The organism is Pseudomonas asgharzadehiana, assembly GCF_019139815.1.
In the GTDB taxonomy this organism is placed as follows: Bacteria; Pseudomonadota; Gammaproteobacteria; order Pseudomonadales; family Pseudomonadaceae; genus Aquipseudomonas; species Aquipseudomonas asgharzadehiana.
In genome coordinates, this window is record NZ_CP077079.1 from 4,437,784 (window position 1) to 4,454,939 (window position 17,156).

At 61.5% G+C, this 17,156-nt stretch carries 20 protein-coding genes; 9 read left to right on the forward strand and 11 right to left on the reverse strand.

All coding sequences use genetic code 11. From position 1 onward, the window contains the following. Positions 1–22: 22 nt before the first annotated feature. Complete coding sequence (locus KSS96_RS20005; RefSeq protein ID WP_017527710.1) at positions 23–538, reverse strand: ankyrin repeat domain-containing protein; 516 nt, start codon at positions 536–538, stop codon at positions 23–25. A gap of 107 nt (positions 539–645) precedes the next feature. Further along, the gene (locus tag KSS96_RS20010; protein ID WP_017527709.1) at positions 646–2,472 is read right to left on the reverse strand and encodes a long-chain-acyl-CoA synthetase; all 1,827 of its coding nucleotides are present in this window, start codon (positions 2,470–2,472) and stop codon (positions 646–648) included. A gap of 403 nt (positions 2,473–2,875) precedes the next feature. Between KSS96_RS20010 and KSS96_RS20015 the strand changes: the two genes are divergently transcribed. After that, positions 2,876–3,154: a DUF3509 domain-containing protein gene (locus KSS96_RS20015; RefSeq protein WP_003172952.1), complete on the forward strand. Its 279-nt coding sequence runs from the start codon at positions 2,876–2,878 to the stop codon at positions 3,152–3,154. Between the two features lie 61 nt (positions 3,155–3,215). Here the strand turns inward: KSS96_RS20015 and KSS96_RS20020 are convergent, their stop codons facing one another. The 4 genes from KSS96_RS20020 to aroC all read right to left on the reverse strand — a co-directional run bounded on the left by KSS96_RS20020 (position 3,216) and on the right by aroC (position 6,486). Further along, positions 3,216–3,485, reverse strand: coding sequence for a response regulator transcription factor (locus KSS96_RS20020; protein ID WP_026067249.1), 270 nt, complete (start codon positions 3,483–3,485; stop codon positions 3,216–3,218). A 217-nt stretch (positions 3,486–3,702) separates the two neighbouring features. Continuing rightward, positions 3,703–4,227, reverse strand: coding sequence for an acireductone dioxygenase (locus tag KSS96_RS20025; protein WP_017527707.1), 525 nt, complete (start codon positions 4,225–4,227; stop codon positions 3,703–3,705). Beyond that, positions 4,224–5,432: an MFS transporter gene (locus KSS96_RS20030; RefSeq protein ID WP_135196163.1), complete on the reverse strand. Its 1,209-nt coding sequence runs from the start codon at positions 5,430–5,432 to the stop codon at positions 4,224–4,226. Before KSS96_RS20030 ends, KSS96_RS20025 begins: the two co-directional genes overlap by 4 nt. After that, positions 5,395–6,486 carry a chorismate synthase gene (aroC, locus tag KSS96_RS20035; protein WP_017527705.1) on the reverse strand — a complete coding sequence of 364 codons (1,092 nt, stop codon included), beginning with the start codon at positions 6,484–6,486 and terminating at the stop codon, positions 5,395–5,397. Before aroC ends, KSS96_RS20030 begins: the two co-directional genes overlap by 38 nt. 142 nt (positions 6,487–6,628) lie before the next feature. On the opposite strand from aroC, the gene KSS96_RS20040 reads away from it, so the two are divergent. Next, positions 6,629–7,591, forward strand: coding sequence for an alpha/beta hydrolase (locus tag KSS96_RS20040; protein ID WP_017527704.1), 963 nt, complete (start codon positions 6,629–6,631; stop codon positions 7,589–7,591). Positions 7,592–7,690: 99 nt separating this feature from the next. Then, positions 7,691–8,497, forward strand: coding sequence for a hypothetical protein (locus KSS96_RS20045; protein ID WP_065876494.1), 807 nt, complete (start codon positions 7,691–7,693; stop codon positions 8,495–8,497). A 110-nt stretch (positions 8,498–8,607) separates the two neighbouring features. On the opposite strand, the gene prmB is transcribed toward KSS96_RS20045, so the two are convergent. Beyond that, positions 8,608–9,516 carry a 50S ribosomal protein L3 N(5)-glutamine methyltransferase gene (gene prmB, locus KSS96_RS20050; RefSeq protein ID WP_065876493.1) on the reverse strand — a complete coding sequence of 303 codons (909 nt, stop codon included), beginning with the start codon at positions 9,514–9,516 and terminating at the stop codon, positions 8,608–8,610. A 240-nt stretch (positions 9,517–9,756) separates the two neighbouring features. On the opposite strand from prmB, the gene KSS96_RS20055 reads away from it, so the two are divergent. The 5 genes from KSS96_RS20055 (at position 9,757) to KSS96_RS20075 (ending at position 12,532) form a co-directional block, all read left to right on the forward strand. Continuing rightward, on the forward strand, positions 9,757–10,347 hold the full coding sequence (locus KSS96_RS20055) for a cysteine hydrolase family protein (protein WP_017527701.1): 591 nt from the start codon (positions 9,757–9,759) through the stop codon (positions 10,345–10,347). 135 nt (positions 10,348–10,482) lie between these two features. Next, complete coding sequence (locus tag KSS96_RS20060) at positions 10,483–10,803, forward strand: hypothetical protein (RefSeq protein ID WP_017527700.1); 321 nt, start codon at positions 10,483–10,485, stop codon at positions 10,801–10,803. Between the two features lie 74 nt (positions 10,804–10,877). Further along, positions 10,878–11,435, forward strand: coding sequence for a Smr/MutS family protein (locus tag KSS96_RS20065; RefSeq protein ID WP_017527699.1), 558 nt, complete (start codon positions 10,878–10,880; stop codon positions 11,433–11,435). Between the two features lie 78 nt (positions 11,436–11,513). Continuing rightward, the gene (folE, locus tag KSS96_RS20070; RefSeq protein ID WP_017527698.1) at positions 11,514–12,059 is read left to right on the forward strand and encodes a GTP cyclohydrolase I FolE; all 546 of its coding nucleotides are present in this window, start codon (positions 11,514–11,516) and stop codon (positions 12,057–12,059) included. A gap of 101 nt (positions 12,060–12,160) precedes the next feature. Then, a complete protein-coding gene (locus KSS96_RS20075) occupies positions 12,161–12,532 on the forward strand; it encodes a glutathione S-transferase N-terminal domain-containing protein (protein ID WP_065876492.1) in 372 nt (123 codons plus the stop codon). 43 nt (positions 12,533–12,575) lie between these two features. Here the strand turns inward: KSS96_RS20075 and KSS96_RS20080 are convergent, their stop codons facing one another. From KSS96_RS20080 to KSS96_RS20090, 3 genes are read right to left on the reverse strand one after another with little or no spacing between them, the layout of a single operon-like run. Continuing rightward, on the reverse strand, positions 12,576–12,896 hold the full coding sequence (locus KSS96_RS20080) for an AtuA-related protein (protein WP_017527696.1): 321 nt from the start codon (positions 12,894–12,896) through the stop codon (positions 12,576–12,578). Beyond that, complete coding sequence (locus tag KSS96_RS20085; protein ID WP_217855266.1) at positions 12,893–14,218, reverse strand: acyclic terpene utilization AtuA family protein; 1,326 nt, start codon at positions 14,216–14,218, stop codon at positions 12,893–12,895. Before KSS96_RS20085 ends, KSS96_RS20080 begins: the two co-directional genes overlap by 4 nt. Continuing rightward, the gene (locus KSS96_RS20090) at positions 14,219–15,511 is read right to left on the reverse strand and encodes a CitMHS family transporter (RefSeq protein WP_017527694.1); all 1,293 of its coding nucleotides are present in this window, start codon (positions 15,509–15,511) and stop codon (positions 14,219–14,221) included. 125 nt (positions 15,512–15,636) lie between these two features. Here KSS96_RS20090 and KSS96_RS20095 point away from each other — a divergent pair, with 125 nt between their 5' ends. After that, positions 15,637–16,536, forward strand: coding sequence for a LysR family transcriptional regulator (locus tag KSS96_RS20095; RefSeq protein WP_065876490.1), 900 nt, complete (start codon positions 15,637–15,639; stop codon positions 16,534–16,536). A 7-nt stretch (positions 16,537–16,543) separates the two neighbouring features. Here the strand turns inward: KSS96_RS20095 and KSS96_RS20100 are convergent, their stop codons facing one another. Then, positions 16,544–17,146: a glutathione S-transferase family protein gene (locus KSS96_RS20100; RefSeq protein ID WP_217855267.1), complete on the reverse strand. Its 603-nt coding sequence runs from the start codon at positions 17,144–17,146 to the stop codon at positions 16,544–16,546. Positions 17,147–17,156 lie beyond the last annotated feature (10 nt).

Genomic DNA, 17,156 nt, shown 5'->3' on the forward strand with positions numbered 1-17,156 from the left:
CGGGTTTTGGAGGGCGCGTAGCCTACACCAGTTTCTGCAACCGCGCCGCCGTATCCACCGCGCCCATGGTTTGGGCCGCCGCCAGCGCGGTCGCGCCCTGCGCATCGGTGGCCTTGGGGTCAGCGCCCTGGTCGAGCAGGTAGTCGAGCATTTCGACGCGGTTGAACATGGCCGCCATCATCAAGGCCGTGCGCCCGTCGGATGAAGCCGCTGCCACCGGCGTACCGCCTTCGATGAGCGCCTGGACCACAGGCAAATGGCCCTTGAACGCCGCGCCGGCAATCGGCAGTTGGTTCTTGTCATTGGCGATCAGCGGGTCCGCCTTGAATTCGAGCAGTACTTTTACCGCCTCGGCGTGGCCGTGGTAGGCCGCGAGCATCAACAAGGTATCGCCGTTGTGGTTGCGAAAATTGGCCGGCAAGCCCTTGGCCAGCAAGGCGGCGAGCATCGCGGCATCGCCTCGGCGGGCCACGTCGAAGACCTGCTCGGCAAATTCGGCGGCTTCGTCTTCGGTCATTTGTTTTGGCTGGTCGGACATGCGGGGCTCCTGGTGTGGCGACGTCGGGTATTCAATAGAGGCGCCCAGTGTCGCGATGGAGTTCCCACCTGTCATGGCTTTTTTGTCAAAAGCCGCCATAGGCACAATCAATAACGGAACTGGCCGCCCTGAATCTGCGCCAGCAATTGACCCGTCACCGGTACGTAGCAGTCGGACCCCGGCAGCCACGCGTACACCGGGTCATTGCCGGCCTTGTCCGGATCAAACGCCTCCTCCTTGAGCTTGACCTTCTGGTACTTGAACGTACCGGTGGTTTCCATCTTGACCTTGATTCGCAGGAACAACGGCACCGCATAGGCCGGCAACTGGCCATGGGCAAATTGCAGCAATTCGCGCATGTCCAATGCCGCCAGGGATTCGCTCGGCGTGATGGCGACCATGCCTGCGCGACCGTTGGTGTTGTCGATCTCAACGCCATAGGCCACCACTTCGGCGATCTGTGGGTGTTGCAGCAGGACGTTCTCGACTTCGGTGGTGGAGACGTTTTCGCCTTTCCAGCGGTAGGTGTCCCCCAGTCGATCGACGAATTGCGCGTGGCCAAAGCCGATGCTGCGCAACAAATCACCGGTATTAAAGTAGCGATCGCCCTTTTCAAACACGTCGGTGAGCACCACCTTGCCGTTCTTTTGCGGGTCGGTGTAACCGTCGAAGGGTGATTTTTCGTCAATCCTGGCCAGCAACAGGCCTTGCCCGCCGGTGGGCACCTTGCGCATATAGCCATCGCTGCCACGCAGCGGCTCGCCGTTGTCGTGAACGTAGTCCACCAGGGCCCAATGCTGCAGGCAGAAGCCGATGGTGTTGTCGAAATTCAGCACGTTGGTAAACCCGATATTGCCGTCGCTGGCCGCGTACAACTCACAGATGTGTTCGACGCCATACCGCGCCTTGAACTGCGCCCATACGCCGGGGCGCAAACCATTGCCGACCATTTTGGTCACGCGGTTATCGCGGTCGCTTGCACTGGGCGGCTGGTCCAGCAGGTAACGGCACAGCTCACCGACATAGCCAAGGGTGGTCGCCTTGAATTTGCGCGCATCGTCCCAGAACTGGCTCGCGCTGAACTTGCGGCGGATGGCAAACCCCGAAGCCCCGACAATCGCCGAGCCCCAGCACACACACAGACCGGTGGCGTGGTAGAGCGGCAAGGTGCAATACAGAACGTCGTCCCGGCCCATGTCCAGCGCAATGCGGCCAAAGCTGACGGCGGTTTTGGTCCAGCGGCCGTGTTTCATGATGCCCGCTTTGGGCAGGCCCGTGGTACCGGAGGTGTAGATATAAAAGCAGGGGTCGTTGAAGAAGATCTGCGCGGTGCTGGCGGGGTTGTCCACCGGGCACTCGGCGCTGGCCGCCAGCAGGTCGATGTACCCCTCGGGCATTTCGCCGGATAGCTGATCGGCGACGAACCAGGTTCGCGCCGCCGGGATCTGCACCTGATCGCGCACTGCCCCGTAGGCAGCCACGAGTTCCGTGCCCACCACAATCGCCACCGGGCTCACCAGGTTCAGGCTGTGCACCAGCGCAGCTTGAGTTTGCGCGGTATTGAGCATGGCGCAGATGCCACCGAGCTTGGCCACGGCCAATACGCTGAGGAGTAATTCGGGACGGTTTTCGATAAACAGTGCCACCACGTCGCCCTTGCCGATGCCCTGGGCCTGCAGGTGGTAGGCGATGCGGTTGGCATATTGATTGGCTTCGCGATAGCTGAGGACCCGGTCGCCATACAACAATGCCTGGCCGTCGGGGTTGCTCAGGGTGGCTTGCTCAAAGTGCCAGCCCAACCCGCACGGCTGCGCGGGGTCGGTTACGTTGGCGGCACGCATGCCGCGAACCACCCGAGGTAAGGCACGCACAATGGCGGGCACCTTACGCAGCAGCTTGGCCCAGGTGATCATGTCGCTCTGCGGATGCCTCATGGGAACGTCCTTTTTCTTATTCTTCGTATGATCCGGCAACAACGGCATTTTCCACGCAAGCTTCGTAGGCGAGAGGCCCAATGCCATGCAGGAAAATACGCCAGCCATTCTTCGGCTGTACACGCGCGATTTGAAAAGTTTTGTATCCCAGCCCATGCCCTTGCAAAAGGGAATTTACCTACGCCACGGCGGTCTTTATGAATAAGCGCGCCCCCAGCCGCCTCCGCGAGTAGAGCAAAATGCAGTGTGCATGATGGCCATTCATGCAAATTGCACGAAATCGAAAAATCACGATTTTTATAAGTGACTGATTTATAAAGATATTTAACAAAATCACTAGCTGGCACAATCACTGCACCTATCACTCCATGCTTGCCCACTTGAGCCAACGGAGCTGATAGACATGAGCCTGATCCAAGATAAATTCGCTTCAGTATTCTCCAACTACGACGTCACCACCCAACCACGTCCAGACGGCGGCATCCTGTTGACCCTGCGTAACAGTGAAGGCAAACAGGTCAAGCGGTCGATTTCCTACCAGCAATTGCACACCGCCGATCAACTGACGTGGGTGATCAGCGCCATTCGCCGTGATTTGGCTGAACAAGCCAGCGAACTGCCGCAAATTTCGATGTTGCAAAGCCAGAACCGCTTTGCTCTGCCGACCTACCATTCGGCTTAACGCCACACCCCGAACAAAAGGCCGGGACGCCGTTGAGCGTCCCGGCCTTTTTTTCATGGGCCTACCATAGGCCTTGGCGGGCCGCTTCATTCATGGCCTGCACGCGGTTGGTCACTTGCAATTTGCCGTAGATATTGCGCAGGTGAAATTTAACCGTGGCCTCGGACGTGGCACGGATCTGGCTGATCTCCCAGACGGTCTTGCCTTCCGAAGCCCAGCGCAGAATCTCCAACTCCGCCGGGGTCAGGGGCTTGCCGGACAAGCCAAGCCGCCTCCTGACGGCAGTGGGTACGAAATACGGCGGCGAACACAACTCCTCTGGGCCATTCATCACGTTCTCTCCTTTTTATTTGGCTGATGCCTTAATCACCCCTCGGATTCCTCCTGTTGACAGGCGATATATAAACGTTGAGGCCGCAGAGAGTTACACAATGAATGGAGCCAGTGCGCAGGGCTCGTGACAAACAGCGCTGCCCTACATATATTTAGGCGTCTTCCCACAGCAGTTTCAAACCCACTGGGGTTGAACATTCCAATGGCTGGGGGGCTCAGTCGTCCAGACCCGGGAAGCGACTGGCAATTGAGTCACCGGTCAACTCCGGCTCACCGCCCGCGTGGAATAACCGCAAGGCCACGAAGTGCGGGTTCTCGCCCATGTCAAACCAATGCGCCATACCCGCCGGAATCATCAGCAGGTCGTTTTTCTCACAGCGCACGGCATACACGTAGTCGCCGATGTGCAGGCAAAACAGACCAAGGCCTGCGATGAAAAAACGCACCTCATCTTTCTCGCCGCGGCGCTCCTTGCGAGCCTGCTCGCGCAGCTCGGCTTTGTGCGGGTGGTCGCTGGTGATGCTGAGCACTTGCACCTGAGCGTAGCCGAGGCGGTCGATCTGCATCTGGTACGCCGAGATCATTGCCGCATCGCTGGCCCCCTTCTCGATCGGACTGGGCTGCCAGCGCTCGAACCGTACGCCGTGTTCGGCCAGGATGGCGGCGATGTCGTCGAAATGGGTCAATACCTTGTTCGGGGTATCCGGTGTAGCAACGGGGTAGACGGCGACATAACTCATTGAAGGGTTCCTTGGTTCTGCTCGTGCAATCGAAGGCCAATGATAACGGCCGCGGCCAGGGCGGCGATGCTCGCAATACTAAAGGTGAAGGTCGGCCCCAGCAGGTTCCAGCTATAGCCGCAATACAATGCGCCCAATGCGCCGCCGGTGCCGGCCAGGGCGGCGTACAGCGCCTGGCCCTGGCCTTGTTGTTTAGCGTCGAAACTGCGTTGCACAAAGGCGATCGCCGCCGCATGGAAGCTGCCGAAAGTCGCGGCATGCATCACCTGCGCCAGCAACAGCACCCAGAAGAACTCGGCAAACGACCCCAGCAGCAGCCAGCGCAACGCCGCCAACAGGAAGCTGGCCAGCAGCACCCGGCGTACCGAAAAGCGTGTGAGGATACGGCTCATGCCCAGGAACATCAGCACTTCGGCCACCACCCCCAGCGCCCACAGCATGCCGATCACGCCACGGCTGTAGCCCAGGTGTTCCAGATGCAGGGTGAGGAAGGTGTAATACGGGCCATGGCTCATTTGCATCAACGCCACGCAAGCGTAAAACGCCAATACCCCAGGGCTGCGCAGTTGCTTGAGGAACCCGTCGCCTGCGACGCGACTGCCGTGGGTGGCGGGCTGCGCGTTCGGCACCCACAGGCTGGCGCCGACGATGCCGGCCATGATCACCACGATCACGACCGGGTAGATATCCAGGCTCAACCGGTCGAACAGGCGGCCCATGATCACCACCGCAAGGATGAAACCGATGGAGCCCCACAGGCGGATCTGGCTATAGCGCGAGGTTTGTTTTTGCAGGTGAGCCAGGGTGATCACTTCAAACTGCGGCAGCACCGCATGCCAGAAGAACGCATGCAGGGCCATCACCAGCGCCAGCCAGGCGTAGGTTTGGCTGACGAAAATCAGCGAAAAACTCACCAGGGTGCACACCGCGCCAAACCGCACGATGGCCAGGCGCCGGCCGGTGTAATCGCCCAGCCAGCCCCACAGGTTAGGCGCCACGCAGCGCATCAACATGGGAATGGCCACCAGCTCGCCGATGCGCGCGCTGGAGAACCCCAGGTGATCGAAATACAGCGCCAGGAATGGCGCCGTCGCCCCCAGCAGGGCGAAATAGAACAGGTAGAAACTGGAGAGGCGCCAATAAGGAAGGGCTGTCACAACCAGCCCGTCACAGCTGGCCGAGCACCGGGGTACTGACGCGCACATCGGCGTTCTGCCCGCGGTTGCGCAGCAGGTGGTCCATCAACACGATAGCCATCATCGCTTCGGCAATCGGCGTGGCGCGGATGCCCACACACGGGTCGTGGCGGCCCTTGGTGATGACGTCCACCGGATTGCCGTGCACATCGATCGAACGGCCCGCAGTGGTGATGCTCGACGTGGCCTTGAGCGCCAGGTGCGCCACAATCGGCTGGCCGGAAGAAATACCGCCGAGGATGCCGCCGGCATTATTGCTGAGGAAACCTTGCGGGGTCAGCTCATCGCGATGCTCGGTGCCGCGTTGGGAGACGCAGGCGAAACCCGCACCGATTTCCACGCCCTTGACCGCGTTGATGCTCATCAATGCATGGGCCAGCTCAGCGTCGAGACGGTCGAAGATCGGTTCGCCCAGGCCAGGCTTCACCCCTTCAGCGACCACGGTGATCTTGGCGCCAACGGAGTCCTGATCGCGGCGCAGCTGGTCCATGTAGGCTTCCAGTTCCGGCACTTTGTCCGGGTCCGGGCTGAAAAAAGCGTTGTCGTCAACGCTGTCCCAGGTCTTGAACGGGATTTCAATCGGGCCCAGCTGGCTCATGTAGCCACGGATCACGATGCCCTGGGTGGCCAGGTATTTCTTGGCGATGGCGCCGGCGGCCACGCGCATGGCGGTTTCACGCGCCGAGCTGCGGCCGCCGCCACGGTAGTCGCGTTCGCCGTATTTGTGGTGGTAGGTATAGTCGGCGTGGGCTGGCCGGAACAGGTCCTTGATCGCGGAATAATCCTTGGACTTCTGATCCGTGTTGCGGATCAAGAGGCCGATGGCGCAGCCGGTGGTGCGGCCTTCGAACACGCCGGAGAGGATCTCGACTTCGTCGGGCTCCTGGCGCTGGGTGGTGTGGCGGCTGGTGCCGGGCTTGCGGCGGTCGAGATCACGCTGCAGGTCTTCCAGAGACAGCTCGAGGCCGGGCGGGCAGCCGTCGACAATGGCGACCAACGCCGGGCCATGGCTTTCGCCCGCGGTGGTGACAGTGAACAGCTTGCCGAAGGTATTGCCGGACATGCGGGGCGCTCCGTGAAATCAGTTGAATCGAGTCAACCGTAATAACTTAAGGCGGCCAGTATACGCAGGCTAACCGACTAGTTCATCCTCGAAACCTTACCGGTGGACGTTGGTCCAACCGGCACCTCCTCATGATGGCGCGATGATGCTTCGAGTCCTGCTTCTTACCCTGACCTTGTTTACCGCCGTGGCCCACGCCGCCTCCCCCGTCGTACTGCAACGCCCTATCAGCCTGGACACCGGCAGCGGCGAGCTGTTCGGCTCACTGCTGTTGCCACAGTCCGACAAGCCGGTGCCGGTGGTGCTGATCATCGCCGGTTCCGGCCCCACCGACCGCAACGGCAACAGCGCCGACGGCGCGCGCAACGACAGCCTCAAGCGCCTGGCCTGGGTACTGGCCCGGCATAACATCGCCAGCGTGCGCTATGACAAGCGCGGCGTGGCCGCCAGCCTCGCCGCCACCCCGGATGAACGCAACCTGACCCTTGATGCCTACGTCGCCGATGCGGTGGCCTGGGGCCAATTGCTCAAGACCGACAAACGCATGGGCCCGTTGATTGTGCTGGGCCATAGTGAAGGTGCGCTGGTGGCAGCCCTGGCTGCGCCGCAATTAGACCCGGCGGGCGTCATCTCGCTGTCCGGCAGCGCGCGCCCGGTAGACCAGGTGATCCGCCAGCAACTGGCCGATCACCTGCCCCCAGCCCTGCTGCTGCGCAGTAATGAAATCCTTGATCACCTGAAGGCCGGCCAAGTGGATACCGACGTGCCCGGCCCGCTGGAAGGCATTTTCCGGCCCAGCGTCCAGCCTTACCTGATCAGCCTGTTTCGCGCCGACCCTCGCGCGGCCTTTGCCAAACTGCGCATGCCTGCGCTGATCATCCAGGGCACGCATGATATCCAGGTAGGCGTCGGCGATGCCCAGCAACTGAAACGGGCCAAGCCGGACGCGCAGTTGACGGTGATTGAAGGCATGAATCATGTGATGCGCATCGTGCCCAACGAGGTGAAGCAACAACTGGCCTCCTATAACGACCCGAAGCTGCCCCTCGCCGCCGAACTGGGTGAACGGGTGGTGCGCTTTATCGATGAACTTCAACCCAATTAAGCGGCAATTGGCCTCCAGTCTTGGGAAAAGCGGCCGATAAGCCCACAGTCGGCAGTCAAAAGACTGTCGGCTCGCAAGGCTTGGACAGGATCGCGTCGCATGACTACCACAGAAGCAACACCCGAACCGACCGCCGACACCACGGCTGAAAAAACCGCGGCCGTCGACATGGCGTCGCTGCCGTGGGCAGACGTTCAGGCCGAGCATTTCAAGATGCTGCGCCTGGCCCCACTGGCCACGGACCGTGCCACCGGTGCGCGGCCGTTGCGGTTCGTGCAGTTCGGCTATGCCGAGCGCCATGACAAACACCACAGCCTGTTGCGCATGGTCATCCAACTTCCGGGGCAACGTGTGCGCCGCGAGCAGAACCATCTGGATATCTGGGTCGACCACGATACCCATCGCGTGCACTTCGGCCCGGGCAACAGCCTGGAAATCGAACCGGCCAACCGCGGCATCGGCCGTTTCCTCGTGGCCCAAGCGGCGGCGTGGGCGAAAAAGAAGTGGTCGCATTACCGCGTCGACGGTGTCGACCTGTCCAACAAAGACGCGCTCAACGAAGCCACGCGCCTGCGTCGCGATCACTTCCTGCGTATCCAGGGCTTTGATGTGGCCTACGCCGATGTGCAGCATTTGAAAGGCAACGTGCAGCCCGGCAAGGTCAGCGACGTGCTGGACAGCTGGAACACCGAGAAAGTGCAGTTCGTGGAGATCCTCGAAGCCGCGCAGATGTTGCAACAGGCCGAGCACAACCTGCTGGAGCAGGAAGTGAAGCTGCGCAAGGAGGAAGAAAAGGTCACCAAGTTCAAGCGTGAGGACAGCGGGCTACGGTTTACCATCACCTGTTTGGTGGCATTTACGGTGTTTCAGGCGGGGTTGCTGATCTGGATTGCCACGCACCGGTAATGGACCGGCATGCAATCAAACATGCATGAGGGGGGTGTCAGTCACTCAATGCAGTGCCTGACAGACCGCTATCGGGAGCAAGCCCCCTCTCACATTGGCTCTGTTTACAGTTAGATACGCGCCGCAAACACCGCCTGGTGCTGGCGGCACTGCTCGGCAGTGAGCATAAACACGCCGTGCCCACCGCGCTGGAACTCCAGCCAGGCAAAGTCCACTTCCGGGTACAGCGCCTCGACGTGCACTTGGCTGTTGCCCACTTCGACAATCAGCAAACCTTTCTCGGTCAGGTGGTCCGCCGCTTCGGCGAGCATCCGTCGCACCAGGTTCAAGCCGTCGTCACCACAGGCCAGGCCCAGTTCCGGCTCGTGCTGGTATTCGTCGGGCATGTCGGCGAAGTCTTCGGCATCCACATACGGCGGGTTCGACACAATCAGGTCAAAGCGCTGGCCCGGCAGGCCGTCGAAGCCATCGCCCTGCACGGTGTACACGCGCTCGTCGGCGCCATGGCGCTCAATGTTCTGGTTAGCCACTTCCAAGGCTTCGAAGGACAAGTCGCCCAGCACCACTTCGGCGTCCGGGAACTCGTAGGCGCAGGCAATGCCGATGCAGCCGGAGCCGGTACACAAATCGAGAATGCGGGCCGGCGGCTGCGCCAGCCAGGGTTCGAAGCGGTTTTCGATCAACTCTCCAATGGGAGAGCGCGGGATCAGCACCCGCTTGTCGACGATAAACGACATGCCGCAGAACCAGGCCTCACCCAGCAGGTAGGCGGTGGGCACGCGCTCGTGGATACGGCGATGCAGCAAGCGCTGAACGTGAGAGATTTCCTCTTCTTCCAGGTTGCAGTCCAGGTAGCTGTCGGCAATTTCCCACGGCAAATGCACGGCGCCGAGCACCAATTGCCGGGCTTCGTCCCAGGCATTGTCGGTACCGTGTCCAAAAAACAGGTCTTCCCCATGGAAACGGCTGACAGCCCAACGGATATGGTCGCGCAAGGTGCGCAGGCGGGAAGTGATCACGGGGGCAGACTCCTGAAAAAACGACTGGCGATTCTAACAGCCTTCGCCTGTACCGACGATGTACGAAACCCTCGGCACCGTATGTCGGATTTCATCCAATTTGCCACTATTGCGATAAACAAGCCGCCTACTTGACAAGGCTGCACGCCAGCAACGGCGTACCTTACGATAGTAGCGATTCACAGAACCGCTCAGCCAGTGGACAATGTCGCAAAAGCCCCCCTCACAGGAGCCCCCAGAATGTCCGTTCCAAAGACGATGTTTCAACTCAGCGGTCGCGGTTATGCAGCAGCCAACCTCAACCATGCGACCCTCGTGATCATCGACGCCCAGAAGGAATACCTCAGCGGCCCGCTCGCCCTTTCGGGCATGGACGCCGCCGTCGGCAACATCAAACAATTGGTTGACGCGGCACGCAACGCCGGGCGCCCGATCGTGCATGTGCGCCACCTGGGCACCGTCGGCGGCCTGTTTGACCCGCAAGGCGAGCGCGGGGAATTCATTCCCGGCCTTGAGCCCGAAGGCGACGAAACCATCATCGGCAAGTTGCTGCCGAGCGCCTTCCACGGCACTGGCCTGGAAAAACACCTGCAGGACCTCGGCTCCCTGGACCTGATCGTGTGCGGTTTCATGAGCCACTCCAGCGTCAGCACCACGGTGCGCGCCGCCAAGAACCTGGGTTTTCGCTGCACGCTGGTGGAAGACGCCTGCGCCACCCGCGACCTGCCCTATAAAGGCGGCATCCTGAGCGCCGAGCACGTGCAGCAGACTGAAATGGCGATCATGGCGGACAACTTCGCCACCCTCGCGCTGACCAAGGATCTGATCTGACTGCCCCTCGATGAGCGGTGCCGGGTACGGCCCGCTCATCCGCAAAGCCTCCTCATTTGGCGCATTTACCTTCGGTACAGGAACAACCTGTGTATCTTCCGGTCGAAGGGCCGATACCCTGGAGGAAAGGTCGGAATGAAGATATCCGATGGTTTTGACGCTCGTCGCTTGCGCCCCAAGGGCCCGAGCAATTGGCGTCTGCGCCTGTTGGCGTGCATTGCGGCGCTGCTGGCGATTGTTGGTCTGTTGCTGGCCGGCGCAGGTGGCGCCGGTTTGTTGGGGCATTCACCGGCCCTTGGCGAACTGAATGCCAGCCCTGGTGGTTCGGCCCTCCTAGCGGGGATCGGCCTACTGGTGCTGTGGCTGGGCGTGTGGTTGTGGCGCCGCAGCCGGCGCAAAATGCGCCAGCCACTGTCGCTTAACATCGCTTCGCACCTGATGAAAAAGCACGACTAGTGGCGCTTGGATAGCGTTTCCTGCGCCCTGGCCGCCGCGATTAGGTAAACTGCCCGCCCTTCGCGGAGGCCACCATGCAAGACGACGATTTTTCCCTGTTCAAAAACGAGCTGCGCGGCGTCAAGCCGATCAAGCACGACCGCGCCGACACCGGTAAACCCAAAGCTGATCGCGCGCAGATCGCCACGCTGCGCCAGGCCGCTACCGTGCGTACCCACGCCACCACCGTGGATGGCCTGTCGGATCAGTTCGTGATTGATGTCGGGCCCGAAGACGAGCTGATGTGGGCCCGCGACGGCGTGCAGGAAAGCCAGATGCGCAAGCTCAAGGCTGGCCAGATCCCATTCGAAGGCAGCCTGGACCTGCACGGCATGACCGTGGAAAAAGCCCGGGAAACCCTGTGGGCCTTCCTCGCCGAAGCCACCAAATTCGAAATCCGCTGCGTGCGCGTCACCCACGGCAAGGCCGTGCGACTGGACGGCAAGCGGCCGATGATCAAGAGCCACGTCAATACCTGGCTGCGCCAGCATGCCCAGGTACTCGGCTTTACCTCCTGCCAGGCCCGTCACGGCGGCGCGGGCGCGGTGTATGTGATGCTCAAGCGCACGATGATGGAAGGGCGGGACGAGTAACAAGTGCCACCGTCAGGCTTGCAGCGATGTGTCCACCACCGTAACCTTGCGCTTTGCGAAAATCCCACAGGTAGTTTCATGTCCCTGGAACACAATTACACAGAGATCCTCGGCCAACTCGGCGAGGACGTCTCCCGCGAGGGCCTGCTCGACACGCCAAAGCGTGCCGCCAAGGCGATGCAGTATCTCTGCCGCGGTTATGAGCAGACGCTCGAAGAAGTCACCAACGGTGCCTTGTTCAGCTCCGATAACAGCGAAATGGTGCTGGTCAAGGACATCGAGCTGTACTCGCTGTGCGAACATCACCTGCTGCCGTTTATCGGCAAGGCTCACGTCGCGTATATCCCGAGCGGCAAAGTGCTGGGCCTGTCGAAGGTCGCGCGGATTGTCGACATGTATGCGCGTCGTCTGCAGATCCAGGAAAACCTCAGCCGCCAGATCGCCGATGCGGTACTGCAAGTGACCGGCGCCCTGGGCGTGGCGGTAGTGATCGAGGCCAAGCACATGTGCATGATGATGCGCGGTGTGGAGAAGCAGAATTCGTCGATGATCACCTCGGTGATGCTGGGTGAGTTCCGCGAAAACGCGGCCACCCGCAGCGAATTCCTCAGCCTGATCAAGTAAAGGCTGCGTAGAAAGCAACCGGCGTTCATCGCCGGTTTTTTTTCGCCCGCAAAATTCAGGTAAGCTGCGACCCCTTCTTCATGGGCAAGAGGCTTTCAGCCATGTTCGTCAAAGCACTTCGAGTCGGTCTCGGCCAAATCATCATCGCGGGCGACTTCCTGACCCGCCCGCGCAAAAAGCAGCGCACCGCCGAGCAACAGGCGCAGGTCAACGATGCCGCCAAGGGCTTGACCCTGTATCAATTCCACGCCTGCCCGTTCTGCGTGAAGACCCGCCGTACCCTGCACCGCCTGAATGTGCCGGTGGCGCTCAAGGACGCGAAGAACAACGAACAGGACCGCCAGACCCTGCTGGAGCAAGGCGGCAAGATCAAGGTGCCGTGCCTGCGTATCGAAGAAAATGGCCAGACCACCTGGATGTACGATTCCAAGGTGATCATCGACTACCTGGACAAACGCTTCGCCGCCATCTGAGAGGCGTGTGCCATCTAATGTGGGGGCTTGCATCCCTCCCACATTAGTTCGGTATTGGCAGATCCATGCTCAACAGTGCCGAGCCCAGGCACTTGCCATGAGCATCCAGCGCCAGCGAGCGGGTCACGCCGCCGCGCAATATCCCCGGCAACACGAAGTTCAGCGCCTGCACATTCGGCAACTCATAGCGTCGCACCGGCGCCGCGCCCGGCTCCAGCAGCCCGGCAAAAAACTCGGCCACCCGCGCAGCCGTGAGCTGCTCGCACAGTAACGGGTAGTCTTCCTTGCGATAGGCAATGATCGAAATGTTCGAGGTATCGCCCTTGTCCCCGGTACGGGAATGGGCCAGGTTATGCAGTTTCATGCTTCGATCCTCGGGTTGACCGCACCACGCGTCAGCAGCAGCGACGCCACCGCCACCACCTGCCGTAGGCTTTTACTGGCCCCGCCGCCGCCGGACGGGCCGTTGGTGTAGAGGGTTTCCACCTCGTTGCCCACGCGCACCGCGTCGCTGCGCTCCTCACAACGCGCGGCGATGCGCAGGCGCACTTCCCAGGGTTCGACACTGCTGCGCGGGCCGTGCAGCGCGTCCATACCGATCAACTCGGCGCGCACGTCGTGCATCTTTACACCCATCAATTCCAGGCGTTTGAGTACGACATCCCGCGCCAACTGCGCCCGTGCGACTGCGCCGGGGCCGCCGTAGGACATCTGCCCTTCACCGATCCAACCGTCCAGATAACCGACGCTGACCTTCAATTGCTCCGGCCGTGCCCGCCCCGCCGCGCCTTGGGCACGTACCCGATCAAGGCTATCCTCGACAAAACCCACCTGGGAAAAGTCGGCGGTCACATCGGGCGTCAGGTACGCCGCCGGATCGTGCACTTCGTAGATCAATTGCTCGATGCAGGTTGCCCGGCTCACCCGTCCACCGGAGCCTGCGACCTTGGTGATCACGGCTTCACCTTCGGCGTCGACTTCAGCCAGCGGGAAACCCAGGCGCGCCAAGTCGTCAACATCCTTGAAACCAGGGTCGGCAAAATAACCGCCGCTGACCTGCCCCGCACATTCCAGCAAATGCCCCACCAACGTGCCGCGCCCCAGCCGTTGCCAATCGTCCGCCGCCCAGCCGAACTCAAACATCTGCGGCGCCAGGAACAGCGAAGGGTCAGCCACGCGCCCGGTGATCACCACATCGGCCTCGGCGCGCAGGGCCTCTAGGATGCCGTCGACGCCCAGGTAGGCATTCGCGGAAATCAGCCGTTTACCCAGCGCGCCAACCGTCTGGCCGTTATCCAACAACTGCTCGGGGTTCAAGACGCTGAGCACGTCATCGCCCACCACGGCGACGACCTTGAGGTTCAAGCCCAGCTCCCCGGCTATCCGCCGCACTTCAATCGCCGCCGCCACCGGGTTGGCCGCGCCCATGTTGGTGATCACCCGCAGGCGACGGCGCCCGGCCTGCGCGCCTACACACGGCAAAACACGCCGCATACGCTCACTCAGCAGCGGGTCATAGCCGCCCTGTGGGTCGCTGATACGCGCCTGTTGCGCCAGGGCGATGGTGCGTTCGGCCAGGCATTCGAACACTAGGTAATCCAGGTCGCCCTGTTCGGCCAGTTCCACGGCAGGTTCGATACGGTCGCCGGAATAGCCGGCGCCGGAACCGATGCGCAAGGTTTTCATTTAAATCACTCCCAGGAGCAGCGCCGTCAGGGTCATCAACACCGACGCGGCGAACAGAAATGGAATGGTGAAGCGCTGGTGATCGGCTAATTCGATCTTGCACAGGCCCACCAGCAGGAAGGTCGCGGGGGTCAGCGGGCTGACCGGGAATCCGGTGGTATGCACGCCCAACAGCGAAGCCTGGGCCACTTGCAACGGGTCGACCCCCAGGGCTTTGCCCACTTCGGCGATCACCGGCATCACGCCAAAATAATAGGAGTCGGGGTCAAACAGCATGCTCAGCGGCATGGACATAAAGCCCACCACTGCGGGGATCAGCTTGCCGTGGCCGGCGGGAATCTGCGCCACCGCCACTTCGGCAATCGCCTTGAGCATGCCGGTGCCTTGCATGATGCCGGTAAACACGCCGGCGGCGAGCAGAATGCTGGCCATGGTCAACGCGGTTTTGGCATGGGCGTCGATACGTGCGCGCTGGGCGTCGACATTGGGGTAGTTGATGCACAACGCCACCACGGTGCCGAGCATGAACATCACCACCGGGTCGACCCAGCCGGCGATCATCACCACCATCACCAGCACGGTGAGCATCAGGTTGAGCCAAAACAGCCCTGGGCGACGCAGCTTGATGTCGTCGTCGCTGAGCACCCGTTGTGGCACCGCCTCCACGCTGGAACCGGCCCCCAGGCCCAGGCGTTTTTCTTCACGGTGGCCCAGCCACCAGGCACAGGCGAAAACAAAGATAAGCCCGACGATCTGCACCGGGATCAGCGGCTGGAACAGGTCCGCGACCGGCACATGCAGCGCCGCCGACGAGCGCAGCACCGGCCCGGTCCAAGGCAGGAAATTGACCCCGGCGGCCATGGCGCATACACAGGCGAGGATGCGCTTGTCGATGCCCAGCCGCGTGTACAGCGGCAGCATCGCCGGCACCGTCACCAGGAATGTCACCGCGCCGGAACCGTCCAGGTGTACCAACAGCGCCAGGGTCGCGGTGCCGACCACAATGCGCGTGGGCCGCGTGCCGACCGTGCGCAGGATGCGATCAATGATGGGGTCGAGCATGCCGGCATCGGTCATGATCCCGAAAAACAGAATCGCAAAGACAAACATGCCCACCACGGGGGCGACGTTCTTGATCCCGGTAATGATGAAGGCACTGGTTTGCAGGCCGAACCCGCCAAGCAGCGCGGCGATGATCGGCAAGGCGATCAGGGCCACCAATGGCGAGAGGCGTTTGCTCATGACGGCAGCGAGCAGGCACAGGATGGTGATGACACCCAGGGTAGCGAGCATGGGTTACTCCAGAGCGGCCTTTGCGGCCGGTTATTGTTTTCCCAGGAGTATTGGAAGCGGGTTAGTCTTTGTAAATTGGAATATTCGGCCTGGTATGTTCGGAAAAACAAAATGAAGCGATCGCTATGAAGAACTCTATCCAGCACATACAAGCCTTTCTCGCGGTAGCGCGGACGGGCAGCTTCACCAAGGCTGCCAACGAATTGCATCTGTCACCTTCGGCCCTCACCGTGCAAGTGCAACAGTTGGAAGACTGGCTCGGCGTCCCCCTGCTCGATCGCAGCCCGCGCCATGTGAGCATCACCGCCGCCGGCCAGGAAGCGCGCGGCCCCATGGAAAAGCTGCTGCTGGACCTGGACAACATCGTCACGGGCTCACGCGACCTCGCCGCCTTGCGCCGCGGCGTGGTCAGCATTGCCGCCCTGCCCTCGGTGTGCGCAGGAGCCCTGCCGCCGGCCTTGCGCCTGTTTCGCGAACGCTTTGCCGGGATCGACGTGCGCTTGCATGACCTGGTCGCGCACCGCATCCATGCCCAGGTGCGTGAAGGCCTGGTGGACTTCGGCATCGGCGTACGCGCACGGCTGAGCCACGGGCTGGATTTTGTACCGGTGCTGAATGACCGGCTGTGTGCGTTCGTGCCGCTGGGTCATCCCCTCGCCCGTCACCGCCGGTTGACGCTGGAGCAATTGGCGGACCAGCCGATCATCCTGACCGGGCGCGACAGCAGTGTGCGCGAGCAGGTGGACGCCTTGTTCGATCAGATGCGGCTGACGATGACCGCAGGCATGGAGGCCAACTACATGTCGACGGTGCTGGCGTTGGTGCGCCAGGGCTTGGGGATCAGCGTGCTGCCGGAATCGGCGGCGGACAGCCTGGAGGGGTTGAAGCGCATCAACATCGACCATCCCGGCGTAAACCGGGAGATCGGGCTGATCAGTCGCAGCGGGATGGGGCTGAGCCCGGCGGCGCGGCAGTGTTTTGACCTATTGAGCGACGAACTATCTGACAAACCACCCCACATTTAATCTGTGTTTAGTCCAGCATCGAGACATGCTTGGGGTGGCTGGCCACTCGTTGCAACCATGCCTGCACAGCCGGGTAAGGCGCCAGGTCGAAACCACCTTCATGCGCCACATGGGTGTAGGCATACAACGCGATGTCGGCAATCGAATACTGCTCGCCCACCAGGTAGGGCGTGGCCTGCAGTTGCCGTTCCATCACGCGCAGGGCTTTGTAACCGCCCTTGTGGGTCGTCTTGTATTCCTCAAGACGATCCTCCGGCATGTTCAGGTAAAACTGGATAAACCGCGCCACTGCAATGTACGGCTCGTGGCTGTACTGCTCGAAGAACTGCCATTGCAGCACTTGCGTGCGCAAGCGCGGCTCGCTCGGCAAAAATTCGCTGCCGTCGGCGAGGAAGTTGAGAATCGCGTTGGACTCCCACAGGCAGGTGCCGTCTTCCAGTTCCAGCACCGGGATCTTGCCGTTGGGGTTCTTGGCCAGGAACTCTGCGGTCTGGGTGTCGCCGTTGAGGATGTCGACATTCACCCATTCGTACCGGATGCCCAACAGGTTCAGCATCAACTTGACCTTGTAGCAGTTGCCCGAACGGTAATCGCCATAAACCTTGTACATGGGGCTCCCC

Bases quoted from the DNA above. Each gene is read 5' to 3' on its own strand.
- KSS96_RS20005 (WP_017527710.1), bottom strand. From the start codon at position 538: ATGTCCGACCAGCCAAAACAAATGACCGAAGACGAAGCCGCCGAATTT.
- KSS96_RS20010 (WP_017527709.1), bottom strand. From the start codon at position 2,472: ATGAGGCATCCGCAGAGCGACATGATCACCTGGGCCAAGCTGCTGCGT.
- KSS96_RS20015 (WP_003172952.1), top strand. From the start codon at position 2,876: ATGAGCCTGATCCAAGATAAATTCGCTTCAGTATTCTCCAACTACGAC.
- KSS96_RS20020 (WP_026067249.1), bottom strand. From the start codon at position 3,485: ATGAATGGCCCAGAGGAGTTGTGTTCGCCGCCGTATTTCGTACCCACT.
- KSS96_RS20025 (WP_017527707.1), bottom strand. From the start codon at position 4,227: ATGAGTTATGTCGCCGTCTACCCCGTTGCTACACCGGATACCCCGAAC.
- KSS96_RS20030 (WP_135196163.1), bottom strand. From the start codon at position 5,432: ATGTGCGCGTCAGTACCCCGGTGCTCGGCCAGCTGTGACGGGCTGGTT.
- aroC (WP_017527705.1), bottom strand. From the start codon at position 6,486: ATGTCCGGCAATACCTTCGGCAAGCTGTTCACTGTCACCACCGCGGGC.
- KSS96_RS20040 (WP_017527704.1), top strand. From the start codon at position 6,629: ATGATGCTTCGAGTCCTGCTTCTTACCCTGACCTTGTTTACCGCCGTG.
- KSS96_RS20045 (WP_065876494.1), top strand. From the start codon at position 7,691: ATGACTACCACAGAAGCAACACCCGAACCGACCGCCGACACCACGGCT.
- KSS96_RS20055 (WP_017527701.1), top strand. From the start codon at position 9,757: ATGTCCGTTCCAAAGACGATGTTTCAACTCAGCGGTCGCGGTTATGCA.
- KSS96_RS20060 (WP_017527700.1), top strand. From the start codon at position 10,483: ATGAAGATATCCGATGGTTTTGACGCTCGTCGCTTGCGCCCCAAGGGC.
- KSS96_RS20065 (WP_017527699.1), top strand. From the start codon at position 10,878: ATGCAAGACGACGATTTTTCCCTGTTCAAAAACGAGCTGCGCGGCGTC.
- folE (WP_017527698.1), top strand. From the start codon at position 11,514: ATGTCCCTGGAACACAATTACACAGAGATCCTCGGCCAACTCGGCGAG.
- KSS96_RS20075 (WP_065876492.1), top strand. From the start codon at position 12,161: ATGTTCGTCAAAGCACTTCGAGTCGGTCTCGGCCAAATCATCATCGCG.
- KSS96_RS20080 (WP_017527696.1), bottom strand. From the start codon at position 12,896: ATGAAACTGCATAACCTGGCCCATTCCCGTACCGGGGACAAGGGCGAT.
- KSS96_RS20085 (WP_217855266.1), bottom strand. From the start codon at position 14,218: ATGAAAACCTTGCGCATCGGTTCCGGCGCCGGCTATTCCGGCGACCGT.
- KSS96_RS20090 (WP_017527694.1), bottom strand. From the start codon at position 15,511: ATGCTCGCTACCCTGGGTGTCATCACCATCCTGTGCCTGCTCGCTGCC.
- KSS96_RS20095 (WP_065876490.1), top strand. From the start codon at position 15,637: ATGAAGAACTCTATCCAGCACATACAAGCCTTTCTCGCGGTAGCGCGG.
- KSS96_RS20100 (WP_217855267.1), bottom strand. From the start codon at position 17,146: ATGTACAAGGTTTATGGCGATTACCGTTCGGGCAACTGCTACAAGGTC.